17 protein-coding genes are annotated in these 16,374 nt (G+C 73.0%); 7 read left to right on the top strand and 10 right to left on the bottom strand.

Translation table 11 applies throughout. The features are described from left to right. Positions 1-149 precede the first annotated feature (149 nt). A complete protein-coding gene (locus ACZ6KO_RS31575; RefSeq protein WP_469307398.1) occupies positions 150-716 on the top strand; it encodes a GNAT family N-acetyltransferase in 567 nt (188 codons plus the stop codon). Here the strand turns inward: ACZ6KO_RS31575 and ACZ6KO_RS31570 are convergent. From ACZ6KO_RS31570 to ACZ6KO_RS31545, 6 genes are all read right to left on the bottom strand, one after another. Continuing rightward, positions 713-2,263 (bottom strand): P-loop NTPase family protein, encoded by a 1,551-nt coding sequence (locus tag ACZ6KO_RS31570; protein WP_469307397.1) that lies wholly within the window; start codon positions 2,261-2,263, stop codon positions 713-715. The two genes, ACZ6KO_RS31575 and ACZ6KO_RS31570, sit on opposite strands and share 4 nt — an antisense overlap. 1 nt (position 2,264) lies before the next feature. Next, positions 2,265-3,677 (bottom strand): ATP-binding protein, encoded by a 1,413-nt coding sequence (locus tag ACZ6KO_RS31565; RefSeq protein WP_401453866.1) that lies wholly within the window; start codon positions 3,675-3,677, stop codon positions 2,265-2,267. Between the two features lie 18 nt (positions 3,678-3,695). After that, positions 3,696-5,252, bottom strand: coding sequence for an SCO6880 family protein (locus tag ACZ6KO_RS31560; protein WP_469307396.1), 1,557 nt, complete (start codon positions 5,250-5,252; stop codon positions 3,696-3,698). After that, entirely contained in the window at positions 5,249-6,559 is a 1,311-nt protein-coding gene (locus tag ACZ6KO_RS31555; protein WP_469307395.1) for a hypothetical protein, read from the bottom strand. Before ACZ6KO_RS31555 ends, ACZ6KO_RS31560 begins: the two co-directional genes overlap by 4 nt. Continuing rightward, complete coding sequence (locus ACZ6KO_RS31550) at positions 6,549-7,379, bottom strand: hypothetical protein (protein ID WP_469307394.1); 831 nt, start codon at positions 7,377-7,379, stop codon at positions 6,549-6,551. Before ACZ6KO_RS31550 ends, ACZ6KO_RS31555 begins: the two co-directional genes overlap by 11 nt. A gap of 102 nt (positions 7,380-7,481) precedes the next feature. Then, positions 7,482-7,790, bottom strand: coding sequence for a hypothetical protein (locus tag ACZ6KO_RS31545; protein ID WP_008742356.1), 309 nt, complete (start codon positions 7,788-7,790; stop codon positions 7,482-7,484). Between the two features lie 306 nt (positions 7,791-8,096). On the opposite strand from ACZ6KO_RS31545, the gene ACZ6KO_RS31540 reads away from it, so the two are divergent. After that, positions 8,097-8,852: a YunG family protein gene (locus ACZ6KO_RS31540; RefSeq protein WP_469307393.1), complete on the top strand. Its 756-nt coding sequence runs from the start codon at positions 8,097-8,099 to the stop codon at positions 8,850-8,852. Between the two features lie 18 nt (positions 8,853-8,870). On the opposite strand, the gene ACZ6KO_RS31535 is transcribed toward ACZ6KO_RS31540, so the two are convergent. After that, complete coding sequence (locus tag ACZ6KO_RS31535) at positions 8,871-9,677, bottom strand: pentapeptide repeat-containing protein (RefSeq protein WP_469307408.1); 807 nt, start codon at positions 9,675-9,677, stop codon at positions 8,871-8,873. Between the two features lie 326 nt (positions 9,678-10,003). Here ACZ6KO_RS31535 and ACZ6KO_RS31530 point away from each other — a divergent pair, with 326 nt between their 5' ends. The 5 genes from ACZ6KO_RS31530 to ACZ6KO_RS31510 all read left to right on the top strand — a co-directional run bounded on the left by ACZ6KO_RS31530 (position 10,004) and on the right by ACZ6KO_RS31510 (position 15,325). Further along, positions 10,004-10,612 (top strand): LysE family translocator, encoded by a 609-nt coding sequence (locus tag ACZ6KO_RS31530; protein WP_469307392.1) that lies wholly within the window; start codon positions 10,004-10,006, stop codon positions 10,610-10,612. Between the two features lie 51 nt (positions 10,613-10,663). Continuing rightward, positions 10,664-11,458 (top strand): thioesterase family protein, encoded by a 795-nt coding sequence (locus ACZ6KO_RS31525; RefSeq protein ID WP_469307391.1) that lies wholly within the window; start codon positions 10,664-10,666, stop codon positions 11,456-11,458. A gap of 63 nt (positions 11,459-11,521) precedes the next feature. Next, positions 11,522-13,342, top strand: coding sequence for a serine/threonine-protein kinase (locus tag ACZ6KO_RS31520; RefSeq protein ID WP_469307390.1), 1,821 nt, complete (start codon positions 11,522-11,524; stop codon positions 13,340-13,342). Between the two features lie 73 nt (positions 13,343-13,415). After that, the gene (locus tag ACZ6KO_RS31515) at positions 13,416-14,426 is read left to right on the top strand and encodes a C40 family peptidase (protein WP_469307389.1); all 1,011 of its coding nucleotides are present in this window, start codon (positions 13,416-13,418) and stop codon (positions 14,424-14,426) included. Between the two features lie 191 nt (positions 14,427-14,617). Further along, a complete protein-coding gene (locus tag ACZ6KO_RS31510; protein ID WP_469307388.1) occupies positions 14,618-15,325 on the top strand; it encodes a phosphatase PAP2 family protein in 708 nt (235 codons plus the stop codon). 14 nt (positions 15,326-15,339) lie between these two features. On the opposite strand, the gene ACZ6KO_RS31505 is transcribed toward ACZ6KO_RS31510, so the two are convergent. From ACZ6KO_RS31505 to ACZ6KO_RS31495, 3 genes are all read right to left on the bottom strand, one after another. Then, the gene (locus tag ACZ6KO_RS31505; protein WP_469307387.1) at positions 15,340-15,660 is read right to left on the bottom strand and encodes a hypothetical protein; all 321 of its coding nucleotides are present in this window, start codon (positions 15,658-15,660) and stop codon (positions 15,340-15,342) included. 204 nt (positions 15,661-15,864) lie between these two features. Further along, positions 15,865-16,098, bottom strand: a complete 234-nt coding sequence (locus ACZ6KO_RS31500; protein WP_469307386.1) for a hypothetical protein — start codon at positions 16,096-16,098, stop codon at positions 15,865-15,867. A 65-nt stretch (positions 16,099-16,163) separates the two neighbouring features. Then, entirely contained in the window at positions 16,164-16,355 is a 192-nt protein-coding gene (locus tag ACZ6KO_RS31495; RefSeq protein ID WP_469307385.1) for a hypothetical protein, read from the bottom strand. Positions 16,356-16,374 lie beyond the last annotated feature (19 nt).

The following is a 16,374-nucleotide window of genomic DNA, read 5'->3' as shown; positions in this document are numbered from 1 at the left end:
TGCAGGGGGGACCCTGTGGGAGAGTAGGACGCCGCCGAACAATCATTGTGGGAAAGCCCCGCACCTTATGGTGCGGGGCTTTTCTGCGTTCAGGGCCGAGTCAAAAAGGGGTGGACGGCGGGTGACCCGGGCTGGCTAGGATCCCCGGCATGACCAAGCACGTGATACGAGCTGTACGCGCCGACGAATGGGAGAAGGTCAAGGAGCTGCGGATCGCCGCGCTGCACGACCCCGTCGCTCCCATCGCCTTCCTGGAGAGCATCGAGACCGCCGAGGCCCGGACCGACGGCGAGTGGCAGGACCGGGCCGCCGGCGCCGCCTCCGGGCGCGCGGTGCGGCAGTTCGTCGCCGAAGCCCCGGACGGGTCGTGGGACGGCAGCGTGACGGTCCTGGTCGAGGAGATCGGCACGACCGACTTCCTGGAGCGCGCCATCACGGTGACGCAGGGCCACATCGTCGGCGTGTACGTACGCGAGGGCCGGCGGGGCAGCGGGATCGCCCAGGAGCTCTTCCGGGCCGCGCTGGACTGGAGCTGGTCGCTGGAGGAGCCCGTCCTGGACCGCGTACGCCTCTACGTGCACGAGAAGAACGACCGGGCCGCCGCGTTCTACCGGCGGGTCGGGTTCGAGTTCTCCGGTGACGTGGTGCCGATGCCGGGCGACCCGTCCGCCAAGGAGCACGAGTACGTCGTCCAGCGGCCCGTGGACACCCTCTAGCGGGCCGGCAGTTCCGCCGCCTCCGGCCAGCGGGCGCGGGCCTGCTCGCGGCTGCGGCACAGTGCGAGCATCGGCAGGGTCGCGTCGGTCAGCAGCTCGGGGAGCTGGGGCAGCGGAGCCACGGCGGCGACGTCGTCGAGGATCAGCGAGAGTGGTGGGTCGAGCCGGCCGTGGGATGACCGTGCGGCCATGCGCCGGCCGTGCTCGACCACGCTCGACGCGAGTGCGGTCAGCAGGGGCATCGCACCCGGGTGGGTACGGGGATCCTCCAGGGCCTCACCCACCACGTACAGGCTGCCCCCTTCGGTCAGAAACGATGCCAACGTGAGCGAATCCGTTCGGTTCGGGTTGCAGGCCTCACGGATATGGATCGATGTCAGACAGGAGAGGGCACGGGCCGTCAGCTGCTGGGCCATGTCGCGCCGTTCGGGATGGGCGGTGAGGGCGCTCTCCAGCTCGCCCGCGGTGCCGGCGGCCGCCTGCGGGTGGGTGCGCAGCACGCGTACGGGATCCTGGGCGCCCGTGCCCTGGGCCCAGCGGTGCAGCTGCTTGAACGGGCGGTCGTCCAGCGCGACGGCGTGCAGCCAGCAGCGCAGCAGCGTCTCCGCCGTATCGGCGACCGCCGCGTCGATCCGGGCCTGCGGCCGGACGGGCGCCAGCAGCGCGAGCGCGCGGGCCGCCGCCGTGTCCCGGTCGGTACAGCCCTCGGCCGGGTTCCAGTGCATCCGGGCCGGGGTGTCGCACAGGTGCGAGGGGTCGTACAGGAGGACCGGGCCGAGCTTGGCGCGGGCGTCCTTGGTCTCCGCCCACAGGGTGGGGGAGGACGTCACGATCAGTGCGGCGCCCTCCGACTCGGAGATGCGCTGCGCTGCCGCGTGGAAGCGGTCGTTCGGGCCGCCGTAGCGCATCCGGCCGCCGCTCCGTGAGGGGGTGTCGACCGGCGCGGCGGGTGTGGAGGGTGCGGCGGGGGCGTGGCCGAAGCCGTAGCGGTGGGCCTCGTCGAGGGGCCCGCGGCCGTGGGCGGAGACGGCGGCCGCCGCGGTGGCGCCCGTCGGGGCGTGCGCGGGCGGCCCCGGAGGCGGTCCGCCGTCCGTGGCCACGGGTTCCCGGCGGGGGGCCTCCCGGGTCTCCCGGGGCTCCGGGACCGCCGTCGGCTGCTGGGTTCCGGGCCGGGCCTCCTGGCGGGCTTCCCGGGCGAGGGCGCGGCGGGACTTCGTACGGGCGATCACGCCCATGCCGAAGACCGTCAGGACGAACAGCACCAGCAGCTGGCTGATGAACAGGCCCCAGAACAGCCCCCACCCCGACAGGGCGGCCGGGTCGGTGTCGGGCCACGCGGCGGCCACGTCGTGCGGTTGCCCTATCAGCGCGCGGACGGCGCCCGGGGTGTGCGAGAAGGTGACCGTGTCCGGCCAGGCGCCGCGAGCGAACCAGGCCGCCAGGCCCGTCGCCGACCAGACGAGGACGGCCAGACCCAGCAGGAAGGCCAGCAGGCCGACCAGCAGGCCGTCCGGGACACCGCGTTGTACGGGCCGTTCCTCGCGCATCTCAGGCCACCGTGGCCCCGCCGCCCCGGCGTCTCTCGATCATCATCGCGCGTTCCTCCGCCTCCAGTTCGGCCGCGAGCAGGTCGTCGGGGAGCCGCTCCGGGGCGGGCGCCGAGGACTCGGTCATGGCGCGGTCGGTGAAGACCAGCGGCCGTTCGGCCTCGGTGATCAGGTGTTTGACTACCTGGACGTTGCCGTTGACGTCCCAGACCGCGATACCGGGGGTCAGGGTCGGGATGATCTCGACCGCCCAGCGGGGCAGGCCGAGGACCCGGCCGGTGGCGCGTGCCTCGTCGGCCTTCTGGGCGTAGATGGTGCGGGTCGAGGCCATCTTCAGGATGGCCGCCGCCTCGCGCGCCGCCGCACCGTCGACCACGTCGGAGAGGTGGTGGACGACGGCGACGAAGGACAGGCCGAGGCGCCGGCCGAACTTCAGCAGCCGCTGGAAGAGCTGGGCCACGAAGGGGCTGTTGATGATGTGCCAGGCCTCTTCGACCAGGAAGATCCGCTTCTTCCGGTCGGGCCTGATCCAGGTGTGCTCCAGCCAGACGCCGACGATCGCCATCAGGATGGGCATGGCGATGGAGTTGCGGTCGATGTGGGACAGGTCGAAGACGATGAGCGGGGCGTCGAGGTCGATGCCGACCGTGGTGGGGCCGTCGAACATGCCGCGCAGGTCGCCGTCGACGAGGCGGTCGAGGACGAGGGCGACGTCCAGGCCCCAGGCCCGTACGTCGTCTATGTCGACGTTCATGGCCTGCGCCGACTCCGCCTCCGGGTGGCGCAGCTGTTCGACGATGTCGGTCAGGACCGGCTGGCGGTCCAGGATGGTCTCGACGACGTACGCGTGCGCGACCTTGAGCGCGAAGCCGGAGCGCTCGTCGAGGCCGTGGCCCATCGCGACTTCGATGATGGTCCGCAGCAGGGCGAGCTGCCCGGTGGTGGTGATCGCCGGGTCGAGCGGGTTGAGCCGGATGCCACCGTCGTTCGCGGCGATCGGGTCCAGCCGGATGGGAGTTATCCCCAGCTCTTGCGCGATCAGGTTCCATTCGCCGACGCCGTCCTCGCCCTGGGCGTCGAGGACGACGACCTGGCGGTCGCGGAACCTCAGCTGGCGCAGGACGTACGTCTTCTCCAGCGCCGACTTGCCGTTGCCGGACTCACCGAGGACCAGCCAGTGCGGGGCGGGGAGCTGCTGCCCGTACAGCTGGAAGGGGTCGTAGATGTATCCCTTGCCGCTGTAGACCTCTCGTCCGATGATCACACCGGAGTCGCCGAGGCCGGGGGCGGCCGTCGGCAGGTAGACCGCCTGGGCCTGGCCGGTGGAGGTGCGCACGGGCAGCCGGGTCGTCTCGACCTTCCCGAAGAGGAAGCTGGTGAAGGCGTCCGTCAGCACGGACAGCGGATCTCGCATGGCGGGTCTGCCCTCCAGCTAGCGTCGGATGCCGGTGGCGAACGGCAAGGTGTTGACGAAGGCACGGTGGTGCTCGCGGTCGCACCACTCCAGCTTCAGGTACGACTTGCCGGCCGAGGCGCGGATCGTGCGCTTGTCGCGGGCGAGGGCCTCCGGCGAACGCGAGGACACCGTGATGTACCCGACCAGGTTGACTCCGGCAGCGCCGCTGGCCAGATCTTCACCCCTCTGGTCGAGCCGGCCGTGGGCGGCGATGTCGCGGGGGTCGACGGTGCGGTTCATCTTGGCGGCGCGGGAGGCGTCGGCCTCGTCGTTGGTCTTCTCGGTCAGCATGCGCTCGATGGCGACCTCGGTGGGCTCCAGGTCCATGGTGACGGCGACCGTGCGGATCACGTCGGGGGTGTGGACGAGGAGCGGGGCGAGGAAGTTGACGCCGACGGGGGTCATCGGCCACTCCTTCACCCAGGCCGTGGCGTGGCACCAGGGGGCGCGGGTGGAGGACTCGCGGGTCTTGGCCTGGAGGTAGGTGGGCTCCATGGCGTCGAGCTCGGCGGGCCAGGCGTTGCGCTTGGTCATGGCCTGGATGTGGTCGATGGGGTGGTCGGGGTCGTACATGGAGTGCACGAGGGAGGCGAGGCGGCCCTGGCCGAGCGGCTGGCGTACGCGGATGTCGGCCTCGGCGAGGCGGGCGCAGATGTCGGTGAGCTCGCGGGCCATGACGACGGCCAGACCGGCGTCCTTGTCGAGGCGGCCCTTGCCCGGCGTGGCGCGGGCGATGGTGTGGGCCTCGGCGGCCAGCTCGCGCGTGTAGTGCATGCAGGCCACGAGGTACGCGCGGTGCTGCTCGGAGGAGGTGGAGACCATCGACTGCAGCTGGTCGTAGGAGTCGCGCAGCCAGACGGGCGCGTTCACGTCGCCGCGCTGGGCGACGTCCTTGGCGTGGGCGTCGGGGTCCGCGGGGAGCGTACGGGCGAGCATCTGCAGGCGGGTGACGAAGCCGTCGCCGTTGGCGACGTGCTTGAGGAGGGTGCCGAACCGGTCGACGAGGGCTTCCTGGTCCTCGCTGTCGCGCAGGCCGACGCCGGGTCCCTCGATCTCGATCGCGGCGGTGACGGTGCGGCGGTCGGCGTGCAGGAGGACGGCGATCTCGTCGGGGCCGAAGGGGGCGGCGAGCCAGTTGATGCGGCCGATGCCGGGGGGCGGGCCGACCTCGACCTCGCGGCCGTCGCCGGCGCGGACGCCGGCCTCCATGGCGCCGGAGCGGTAGGTGGCGCGGCGGCGCACGGTGCGCTTGAAGCTGCGGTTGATCTCGAACCACTTGTAGAAGGTGCGGCCCTTGTAGGGGACGTAGACCGCGGCGAGCGCGAGCATCGGGAAGCCGACGAGGCCGACGATGCGCAGGGTGAGGCCGGGGACGAGCAGTCCGCCCATCATGCCGAGGAAGGCCCCGGCGATGATCAGCGCGATCTCGCCCGTCTCGCGGTTCTTGCCGACGATCGCGTTCGGCCGGGCGCGGCCGATGAGATACGTGCGGCGGGGCGCGACCGGGTGGATCTGGTGGGACTGGGTCGTCAACGCCCGTCACCTCCTGTGTTCCTCGTGCTCGTGCTCGTGCTCGAACTCGTACGGGGCGGGGGTGCGGCGGAGGGGACAGTTCCGCCGCCGGCCCCGCCGCCGGAGCCGCGGCTGCTGTGCGCTGCCATGCCTCCGGAGATCTGGCTGGCGTCGCCGCCCCCGCCGCCGGCGCGGTGGGCGCCGCCGCGGCTGCTGTGGGTCTTGATGCCCTGGGAGACGAGGGTGGCCGGGGAGCTGATGACGGCGGCGGCCTGGGCGCCGTCGGTGGCCTGCTTGCGGTTGCTGCGGGCGGAGACGATCTCGTCGCCGAAGCCGGGGACGAAGCGGTAGATCATCGCGGAGGCGAAGATCGCCAGCAGGATGATGGCGAGGCCGGAGACGACGGCGGAGAAGGCGTCGGGGCCCTTCTCGCCGGCCAGGGCCCCGGCGAGGCCGAGGACGATGACGATGACCGGCTTCACGAGGATGACGGCGATCATGATCCCGGCCCAGCGGCGGACGTGGCCCCACATGTTGCGGTCGACCAGGCCGGCGTAGACGACGACGCCGAGGAGGGCGCCGACGTAGAGCAGGGCGGCGCGGATCACCAGTTCGAGGGCGAGGACGCCGGCGGCGAGGACGGTGACGAGGGCGACGACGATCAGCATGATCGGACCGCCGCCGATGCTGTCGCCCTTCTTGAGGGCCTCGACGAAGGAGCCGAAGAACACGTCGGTCTGGTTGCCGGTGGCGGAGGCGATGACCTCGGAGACGCCGTCGGTGGCGGAGACGACGGTGTGGAGGATCAGGGGCGTGAAGGCGGAGGCGAGGACGGTCAGCCAGAGGAAGCCGATGGCTTCGGACATGGCGGTGGTGAGGGGGACGCCGCGGATGGCCCGCTTGGTGACGGCGAGGAGCCAGAGGACGAGGGTGAGGATGGTGGAGGCGGCGAAGACGATGGCGTACTGCTTGAGGAAGCTGAGGTTGGTGAAGTCGACGTCGGCGGTGCCCTTGACGATCTTGCTGAGCTCGCCGACGATCCAGGCGGCGGCGTCGGCGCAGCCCTTGGCGAGGGACGCGAGCGGGTTGAGGGCGTCGGCGGGGTTGCTGGGCGCGAGGCCGGCTCCGCCGGGGGTACTCCCGGGCGCAGGCTCGCCGCCTTCGCAGTAGTCCTTCGCGGGTCCGCGGATCAGGTCGCACGCCTCGTTGCCCGGGGTCGTCGGACCGGGGGTGGGGGCGGCGGCCACGCGGGCGGCGAACAGTACGACCGTGGTCTGCACCGCGGCGAACAGCGCCGTGAGGCGCAGGACACGAGGGTCAGCGCGCATAGGTGAACCCTCCGAACTGCGATACGGCATTGGCCATCTCTTCGGCCGAGGAAGCGGCCTGGTCCCGCCCGACGGGGACGGGCCCGTCCTTCTGAGTGAAGGAGGCGATCTTCCAGTCCCCGTTGTTCCAGCGGAGCTCGAAGGTGTTCGTGTACCAGCTCTCGGCGACCGGGTTCGTCGATCCTTCGCCTGCGAGACCGAAGAGCGTCGAGTACCAGACGGAGACGTTCGCGGTGTCGCCCTCGAGCTTCTCGACCTTGCTGCCGACCGGATTCGTGCGCGAGATGAAGGTCAGGCCCTTCGGCGCCTTGGCGCTGGCGTCGAGCCCGATGCGGGTGAGGAAGTCCTTGTTCGCGTACACGCGATCCAGGTCCGCCTGGCGTGCGGCGGCCACGTCGGGCAGGTATACCGCGCTGACGATGGCCCGGCGGCGCGCGGCGTCGAACATGCCGTCCGAGCCGAGGGCCACGGCGTAGTTCGCGGCTGCCGACTGCGCGCCCTGGGCATCGTGCGCGAAACCTTTGGGGATCTCACCGTTCTTGCCTGCGACGGGGCGGACCCCGGTAGGGGCCGTCGCGTTGTCCGCCGGGGCGTTGTCCGACGTGGCCGGGGTGGTCGGGGTGTCGTCGCCCTGGTTGGCGAAGGCGATGGCCGCGATCAGGAGGACCACCACGCCGACCACCGTCACCAGGCCCCGGGACGAGCGCGCGGGGCGGCGGGCGCCGCCGTAGGGGTCGGACGCGGAGTCCGGCAGGCGGGTACGGGTCTGGCCCGTGCCGCCGACGCCGGCGTCGGTGCCGTAACCATCGTCGTGGCTCATTCCGTGTCCGCCCCCTCCGCGTCGTACGACGGTAGCGCTGGTTCCCGCGTCCACGCGGTCTCGTGAGTCGTCATCAGGATCAGGTGGCGGCGGGGTGCGTGGCTAGACGGCCATCCCGTAGACGATCGTGAACAGCGTGCCGAGCGAGCCGATGATGAAGACGCCCGTCAGGCCGGCCACGATCAGGCCCTTGCCCTGTTCCGCGCTGAACGTGTCCCGCAGGGCGGTCGCGCCGATGCGCTGCTTGGCCGCACCCCAGATGGCGATGCCCAGGCACAGCAGGATCGCCACGGCCATGACCACCTCGATCATGACCTTCGCTTCGTTGCCGAGGCTGCCGAACGGGCCCCAGTTCGGGGCGATTCCGCCGATGATGGTGGTGATGTCGCCTTTTTCCGCTGCCAGGATCATGTAACTCACCGCCCCTGTATGGGTAGTTCCGGTTGCCCGCGCGTGCGGCAGGCTGCACGCCCTATCTTCGCTGATGAAACCGCGGTCGTATGTCGACTTGGCGGCTCTCTTTACGCGATCTCTCGGCACGTGCCCCGCTCGGGCCCTGCGACCTGGTCTGATGGGGCGTCTGTACGAAAGAACGTATGGTCACTCTGTGTATCACGCGGGATGACCCCGGGCAATGAATGCCGTCTCGGCGTATGGGGGGCGCACAGGTGTCCGCGCGCGCCGGGTGCTGTCAGTGGGGTCCGGCACGCTGGTGCCATGACGACAACACCGTGGACCCTCGCCGACCTTGAGACCGCTCTGCGGGCGTCCTGGTCCGCCGACACCTGCGAGCCGACGGACATCACGAGGATCGCCTGGACGCCCGGCAATCCGGCCTGGGGGCAGTGCGACATCACGGCCCTGGTCGTCCACGACCTGCTGGGCGGGGAGCTGATGGTGGGTGAGGTCTTCCACGAGGGCCGCCAGGAGGGCTACCACTGCTGGAACGTGCTGCCCGGCGGGATACCCGTCGACCTGACGCGCGAGCAGTTCCGGCGCGGGGAGACGATCACGCGGGAGCGGGTCGTCGAGCGTCCCACCGACCGGCGGCCGCGGCGCTGGACGCAGTACCAGGTGCTGCGGCAGCGGGTCATCGAGCGGCTGGGGCCGTTCCCCGGCACGGTCGGGCCGGACGGGCGGCGCGTGGCGTTCGCCGACCACGGCGGTCCGGGGGAGCCGCTGCTGGTGCTGGGCGGGCAGGCCGTCGACCCGGGCCCGGGGTGGCGGGTGATCACCCTGGCGGACGGTGCCCGGGCCGAGGACGTGACGGGTGTCCTGGAGCGCCTGATGCTCGGGCCGGCCGTGGTGCTGGCGCAGGGACCGGACGCGCTCGCGGCCGCCCGGTCGGCCTGCGCGCGGCGGCCGGAGCTGGTACGGGCCGTGGTTGAGGCGGGGACGGGGGCGGGGACGGGGGCGGGGACGGGGGCAGGGGGTGTGCTGTCGGAGCTCTCGGAGCTGTCGGCGCGGGGCTGAGTCCGGTGCGCCGCCGGGTTACGCCGGCCAGTGTGCCGGGCGGTCCAGGCCGGGCGGGATCCGGGTGGCCGCGTCGCCGCGGGCCGCGTTCAGCTGGGCCTGGGTGAGGAAGATGGCGCCGGTGAGGTCCGCCCCGGCCAGGTCGGCGTCGCGGAAGTCGGCGCCGATCAGGTCGGCGGTGCGCAGGTCGGCCCGGGACAGGTCGGCGGCGATCAGGTAGGCGCCGCGCAGGTTGGCGCCCGCGAGGCGGGCGCCGGCCAGCCGGGCGCCCATCAGGTCGGCGCCCCGGTGGTTCTTCTTCTTGCCGGGGACCTGGGCGCGCACCAGCTCGCTGGTCTCGAGCAGCAGGGTGTTGATGCCCTGACGCAGGGCGCCGACGTCGGCCGCGGCCAGTGCGGCGGCGTCGGCGGCCACCAGCCGCTCGGTCTCGGCCAGCGCGCGGCGCAGCCCGGCGTGGACGGGGCGGGCGGCCGGCAGGGTGAGGGCCTCGGTGACGTAGAAGAGCAGCTCGTGCAGCTGGCGCTGGACGGGGAAGACCTCGAACATCTGCTGCCGGGTCTCCGGGTGCGCCCGCCAGTCGCGGCCGCCGAAGGTGACCTGGGAGACCTGCTGGCCCGCGCCGAAGCAGTCGAAGACGGTGCAGCCGGGGAAGCCGGAGTCGCGCAGCCGGGTGTGGATCCCGCACCGGAAGTCCTGCTGGAGGTTGGTGCAGGGGGTGCCCGCAGCCTTGTCGACGGCGAAGTCGGCGGACCGGGCGAAGGGCAGGGCCACGCAGCACAGCGCGAAGCAGTTCGCGCAGTCGGCCTTCAGGGCGGCGTGGCGCACCGCCGGGTCCGGGGCCGCCGGGTCCTGGACCGCCGGGTCCTGGGCCGCCGGGTCCTGGGCCGGGGACGGGTTCCGCGGCGGGTTCCGGGACGGGTCCTGGTTGCGGTTCGGGCGGCGGGCGGGGCGGCCGTTGGTGCGGTCTGTGGCGGGGCGAGTGCGGGACACGGGTCCATTGTCACCGTTCGGGCGGCTCCGGCCGTATCCGCAGGGCGGTCCACCACGCGCCGTCGACCTCCTCGGCGTCCGGCCCGGCTCCGGCGGCCGGCCCAAGTGTCCGCATTCCGGACGGCCTTGATCAGGAAGGGGAGTCGGGTGAGCATCCACGCATGACAGAAGTGATCGCAGTCGCCCTCATCACCGTCCTCGCCGTGATCAGTCCCGGCGCCGATTTCGCGATGGTCGTCCGCAACAGCTACCTCTACGGGCGCACCACCGGACTGTTCGCCGCGGCCGGCGTCGCGGCGGGCGTGCTGGTGCACGTCTCGTACACGATGCTCGGGGTCGGGCTGCTGATCGCCTCCTCCACCACGCTGTTCACCGTGATCAAGCTGGCGGGCGCGGCGTACCTGGTCTGGATCGGCATCCGTACCTTCCGGGCCCGCGCCGAGCTGACCGTGGACCTGGAGTCGAAGCCGCAGCTCACGGCGCCGGGGGCGCTGCGCTCGGGGTTCCTGACCAACGTCCTCAACCCCAAGACGACGCTGTTCGTGGTCTCCACCTTCACCCAGGTGGTCAACCCGGGCACCCCGGTGTGGCAGCAGGCCGGGTACGGGCTGTTCATGTCGGTGGCACACCTGGCGTGGTTCGGTGCGGTCGCCCTGTTCTTCTCCGGCACCCGGCTGCGCGAGCGGATGCTCAAGGCGCAGAAGACCCTCAACCGGGTCATCGGTTCGGTGCTGGTGGGGCTCGGGGTGAGCCTGGGCTTCGCCCGCTGAGCCCGTGCGGAGGGCTGGTGCCGGAGGTTACCTGTGGGTAGCGTGAGGGGCATGGCTTCCGGTGAGGGGTTCTACGAGCGTACGGACACCGGGCGGTTCCTGGCCCGCGAGCACACCCGCGGCCCCTGGGACCCCGAGGCACAGCACGCCGGCCCGCCCGCCGCGCTGCTGGGCCGCGCCGTCGAGGAGCGGCCCGGCGCGCGCGACGACATGCGGCTGGCCCGGATCACGTACGAGATCCTGCGTCCGGTGCCCATCGGCGCCCTGGAGATCACCACCACCGTGCTGCGCGCCGGGCGCAGCACCGAGGTGGTCGAGGCGGCCCTGACCCCCGAGGGCGCCGGCGGCCCCGTGATGCTGGCGCGCGCCCTGCGCGTACGGGTCGCAGGCGAAGCCGTACCGGCCGTCCTGGAGGCACCCGGGCTGCCCTCTCCCGGTGAGGTCGCGGTGACGCCGTTCTTCCCCGTGCCGTGGGAGGTCGGCTACCACACCGCCATGGAGACCCGCTTCACCCACGGCGCGTTCCTGGAGCCCGGCCCCGGCACGTGCTGGATGCGGATGAAGGTGCCGCTGGTCGCGGACGAGCCGGTCCGCCCGCTGGACCGGGTCCTGATCGCCGCTGATTCCGGCAACGGCATCAGCGCCGTCCTGGACATCTCCCGGTACCTCTTCATCAACAGCGACCTGACGGTGCATCTCCACCGCCACCCGGCCGGTGAATGGGCCTGCGTGGAGGCCCGTACCAGCGTCGACCCGGCGGGCATCGGCCTCGCCGACGCCCGCCTCCACGACGAGAAGGGGCCCATCGGGCGCAGCGCGCAGAGCCTGTACGTCGCCCCGCGCTGACCTGCGCCGCGCTGCCCCAACCCCCGTCCCGAGCTGTGGAATCGGTGTGGCAGGCTCCTCCGGGTGGAGGCCCTGAAGGACACCGATCCCGCGCACCTCGGCGCGCACGTGCTGCTCGCCCGGCTCGGCGCCGGAGGCATGGGACAGGTGTACCTGGCGCGCTCGCCGGGCGGGCGGCTGGTGGCGGTCAAGGTGGTGCGCGAGGAGGCCGTCGGGCATCCGGAGGCGCTGGCCCGCTTCCGGCGCGAGGCGGAGACGGTACGGGCGGTGCGCTCGGCGTACACCGCGAACCTGATCGACGCCCAGCTCGCCGCGACGCCGTACTGGCTGGCCACCGAGTACGTGGCCGGGCCGACGCTCGCCCGCGCGGTGGCGCACCGCGGCCCGCTGCCCGCCGCGACCTGCCGCCGGCTGGCCGCGGCGCTGGCGGAGGGGCTGGCGAGCGTGCACGGCTACGGGGTCACGCACCGCGACGTCAAGCCCGCGAACGTCATCCTCGGCGCGCAGGGCCCGCAGCTCATCGACTTCGGGATCGCGCGGGGCGCCGGCTCGACCGCGCTCACCGGGCCCGGCGCGGCGCCCGGTACGCCCGGTTACACCGCGCCCGAGGTGCTGCTCGGCGGGGCGGCCGGCCCGGCGGCGGACGTCTTCGGGCTGGGCGCGGCCCTGGTGTACGCGGCCACGGGCCGGCCGCCGTTCGGTGACGGCGCGGCCGCCACCGTCGGCTACCGGACGGTGCACGAGCCGGTGGACGTCGCCGGGATCGAGCCGGAGCTGGCCGCGCTGATCGAGGACTGCGTCGCCAAGGACCCGGCCGCGCGCCCGGATCCGCGGGAGGTGATCCGCCGCTGCGGGGTCCGCGAGCCGCTGGTGGAGGACCCGGCGTACGCCGCCCTGGGCAGCCTTGGTGACGCGGTGCCCACGGTGCCGCTGCACGAGCGGCGCACCCAGGGCCCGGGCCCGGTGGCCCCGCCCCCGCCCGGCCCCGGTCCCGGTCCCGGCGTCGGTCCCGGCGGACCGCCCGGGTACCCGCCGCCCGGGTACCCGCCGCCCGGGTACCCGTCCCCGCGGTACGCACCGCCCGGCGGGCGCGCGGGGCGCCGTACCGCGTGGGTGGCCGCCGGGGTCGCGGGGACGCTCGCGCTCTCCGTCGGCGCCTGGCAGCTGCTGCCGCTGGTGAAGGGAACGGCCCGGGACGGGGGCGCGCAGGCCGGCCCCGCGGCCGGACCGACGGACACGCCGGGAACCGCGGGTCCGGGAGCCGCGACGCCCGGAGCCGCGCCGCCGGGAGCCGCGACGCCCGGAGCCGCGCCGCCGGGAGCCGCGGCCCCCGGCGCCGCCGCCTCCGGCCGGCCGCCGGCGGCGTACCTGGAGAACAACCGGCTCTCCGACTACCGCTGGACCCGGGACCCGGACCCGGCGCGCGCCGCGTCCGGGCACGGCCGGTGCAATCTGCCGCCCGAGCGGACGGCGCCCGGCGCCGGCGTGCAGACCTCGATCACCTCCGACGGCACCACCGCGAGGATCAGCGTGCGCGTCGAGCTCGCGGAGGCCTCCGGCGCGGCGCCGCAGCCGTACCACGTGTCCGTGGCGGTCAAGGCGCCCGATGACATCCTGCTCGACAGCGGCAAGCCCTTCCCCGGAGCGCCCAACCGGTCCGTCGGCTACACGAGCAGGCCCGTCGACGTCCACCGGGAGTGGCGCACCGGCGGCTTCGTCGAGCTGACCTATCCCGACGACTTCCGGCACCACCTGGCCGGGCGCTCCTGGGACGCGATCCCGCTCGCCGCCGACCCGGGGGACTGGACGGTCGTCGTCTACCACGTCGAGGATGACCCCAACCGGTACGGGAGCATCGACTGTTCCGGCTTCCGGGTGGGGTAGTCGGCACGGCCGACGGGAAACGCCCCTGAAGGGGGTTCCGATGGGGGAGGGTTGACGGGTGCGCAAGTTCTGGATGGCAAGCGGGATCGGAATCGGGGCGGCCCTGAGCTTCCTCGTGCTGCTCGTGGTCGGTACGTACGCGGCCGCGGCGAGCATCGTGGGCGGTACCGCTCCGGGCGCCGGCGCCATAGGGCTCACCAAGGGAGCGGTGCCCGCGAAGTACCAGCCGCTCGTCGAGAAGTGGGGCAATCTCTGCCCCGCCATCAACCCGGCGCTGCTGGCCGCCCAGCTCTACTCGGAGAGCGGCTGGAACCCCAGGGCGGTCAGCCCGGCCGACGCGCGCGGTATCGCCCAGTTCATCCCGGGCACCTGGGCAGGTCACGGCATCGACGGCGACGGGGACGGGGACCGGGACATCTGGGACCCCAACGACGCCATCCCGTCGGCCGCTTCGTACGACTGCGAGCTGGCCAAGGACGTCAAGGGCGTGCCCGGGGACCCGACGAAGAACATGCTCGCCGCCTACAACGCGGGGGCGTACGCGGTCATCAAGTACCAGGGCGTGCCGCCGTACAGCGAGACCCAGGGCTACGTGAAGGCCATCACCACGCTCGCGCAGAGCTTCGCGCGGCCGGTGGGCCGGGTGGCCCCCTCCCAGCAGGCCGCCGGCGCCATCTACTTCGCGCAGAAGCAGCTCGGCAAGCCGTACCTGTGGGGCGGCAACGGTACGGCCGACCAGGGCGGGCGCTTCGACTGCTCGGGGCTGACCAAGGCGGCGTACGAGACGGTGGGCATCGAGCTGCCGCGGGTGGCGAACGACCAGTACAACGCGGGCCCGCACCCGTCCCGTTCGGAGCTGCTCCCCGGTGATCTGGTCTTCTTCTCCGACGATCTGACGAATTCTCGGGAGATCCGCCACGTGGGCCTGTACGTCGGCGGCGGTTACATGATCAACGCCCCGTACACCGGCGCCGTGATCCGCTTCGACCGGATCGACACCCCGGACTACTTCGGCGCGACCCGGGTGACCAAGGACGGTGCGCAGGCGCTCCCTTCGCGCCCCGCGGATGGCAACTCTCCGTGAGGCAAAGGCCCTGAGCTGCGACGATGAGTCACTCTTCGATAACGTTGCCGTGATCATTCGGTGGAGAGCGGAACGTATCCGCCAGAACGCGCGTTCCATGGGCAGCGAGGATGATCATCCGGGGGGCCGGAGGGGCGCACACCGACGTGCGCCCGCAGGGGACCGAAGCAAGGCAAGGGGCCGCAATCACCATGGCTGGACTCACGAGCGGTGGGCCGAACGTGGACGTCAGCCTGCTGTACGACATCAACGGCCTGACCCGGCGGACCCCGGACTGGGCCGACCGGATCGTGGGCCTCGTCGGGGAGTACGGACTCCCGCTCGCGATGGTGCTGCTGGTGCTGTGGTGCTGGCGCGGGGCCCGCAGGCAGGACGAGGCCGGCGCCGCCGAGTCGTTCGCGGCGCTGGTGTGGGCCCCGCTGGCGGCCGGGATCGCGCTCCTCGTGAACATCCCGCTGCGCGAATTCGTGGGCAGGCCGCGCCCGTTCCTGCGGCACGAGGGGCTTGAGGTCCTGGCCCCCGGCAAGACCGACTTCTCCTTCGTCAGCGACCACGCCACGCTCACCATGGCGCTCGGCGTCGGCCTTTTCATCGCCGACCGCAGGATCGGCCTGGCCGGTATCGGCCTCGCCCTCGTCGAGGGCCTCTTCCGGGTGTTCATGGGCGTGCACTACCCCACCGACGTCGTCGGCGGCTTCGCCCTGGGCACGGCGGTCGTCCTGCTGCTGGCGCCCGCCGCGATGGCGCTGCTCACGCCGATGGCCCTGGCGGTCGCCCGGTCGCCGCGCGCGGGGTGGCTGGTGCGGGCCCGCGGCCCGGTGACGGCCCGTCCGCTGGACCTGCCGCAGTCCCAGACCCCGCCGGGCACCCTGCCCCGCGAGAACGACCTGGCGGCCTGACCCCGGCCACGGCACTAGCGGACGGCGTGCTCCAGGGACCACACCGCCCAGCCGATCAGCGCGAGCACCGCGGCCAGGGCGAGCGACCCCAGCGCGAACCCGGCCCGCAGCCGCACGGAGGCCGCCTCCTCGCCCCTGCGCACCCGGCGCCGGGCGAACAGGGACTCCACCACCGACCACAGGGCCGGCACCAGCGCCGCCGGTGCCGCCACCAGCCCCATCACGAAGCCCATCCGGGGCAGCAGGAACGCCAGGCCGAGCAGGGTGATGGCGACGGCGCCGCTGACCAGCGCCCCGGTGCCGGCCGGCCGCAGCGTTGCGTGATCGTGGGTCATGGGGCCGAGGCTACGGCCGTCCGCGCCCGGTCCGCCTGGGCGCGGATACTCAGCTCCGCTACTCAGTTCCGCTCCTCGGCCCCGCTCCTCAGCTCGGCCCTCAGCCGTGGCCGTACGCGTCCCGCACCACCAGCAGGACCGCCGCCAGCAGGCACAGCAGCGAGACCGCGAAGCAGAACCGGACCGCCGCCGGGCGGGGCCGGCTCAGCGGTCGCCGCCCTTGCGGCGTTCCGGCGCGGCGTCCTCCTGCCGGTAGCGGTGGCGCAGCCACAGGCCGGTGGCCACGGACGCGGCCGTGGTCGCCCCGATGGCCAGGGCCACGTCCGCCGGGCCGTCCGCCGTCCCGACCGGTTGCGCCATGGCGGGGCCGGCCGGGACCAGCGTCAGGAGCAGGGCCGCCCCGAGAAGGGCGGCGCGGGATACGGCTCGTCCTGGCATACGTACAGGTCATCGACCCTGCACGGATCCGGCCACCGGGGTGGGCCGCACGGGTTATGGAACACCTAGGCGCTGTGGCCGTCGGCGTCTCTGCGGGCGAGGTCACGGGAGCGGCGGGCCGGGCCGCGCCAGCCGCAGCTGCATTCGGCCAGGGCGAAGGCGCCGCGTTCGGCGGTGCGGGTGAGGTGGTCGGCAGGGCACGGGGGCGGGAGGGCCGCGAGCGACGGAGCGGAATGCTCCGGAGGGTGCTTGTCCACCGTTCCACGGTACCGCCAC

The organism is Streptomyces sp. NPDC042102 (assembly GCF_055582305.1).
This window is presented reverse-complemented; position numbering and strand designations above follow the sequence as displayed.